This is a genomic window from Vogesella mureinivorans (assembly GCF_007644035.1).
GTDB classification, from domain to species: Bacteria; Pseudomonadota; Gammaproteobacteria; order Burkholderiales; family Chromobacteriaceae; genus Vogesella; species Vogesella mureinivorans.
The window spans coordinates 1-526 of sequence record NZ_VMTV02001051.1; the positions used below are offsets into that span (position 1 = coordinate 1).

Sequence of the window (526 nt, forward strand, 5' to 3'; positions counted from 1 at the left end):
GGCAGGCGCGGATGGAACACGCCGGCGCCGCGCGCCTCGGCAAAGGGCGAACTGGCGGCGAAGTTGCCGTTGGCGGTCGCTGGGCTCCAGCGGACCGTGCTGTGGCCTTCCTCGATCAGATCGCGCTCGCTCTGCGCGATCGACAGCAGGGCGCCGAAGCGGCCATCGCCCCAGGTGTTGCTGAACAGCGCGGCGGTGCGCGGGTTCACATCGCCTGAGAGGTCGCCGTAGCTGGCCTGGCCGGAGGCCACGGCGGTGAAACCGTCATAGTCGAAAGGCCGTGCCGTGCGCAGGTCAACGGTGGCGCCCAGGGAACCTTCGTCGACTTCGGCCGAGCTGGTCTTGCGCACGGTGATGCTGTTGAACAGATCGGAGGCGAAGACGTTGAAGTCGAAGCCGCGGCCGCGGTTGGCGCCGCCGGAGGAGTCGGTACCGCCGCCGGTGGCCAGCGCTTCCATGCCGTTGATGCGGAGGCGGGTGAAGTGCGGCCCCAGGCCGCGCACCGAGATGTTGCGGCCCTCGCCGG

At 70.2% G+C, this 526-nt stretch carries 1 protein-coding gene; it reads right to left on the minus strand.

Translation table 11 applies throughout. The features are described from left to right. Positions 1-526, minus strand: a 526-nt coding sequence (locus tag FLQ44_RS22700) for a TonB-dependent receptor plug domain-containing protein (protein WP_147696165.1), incomplete at both ends; no start/stop codon positions are given.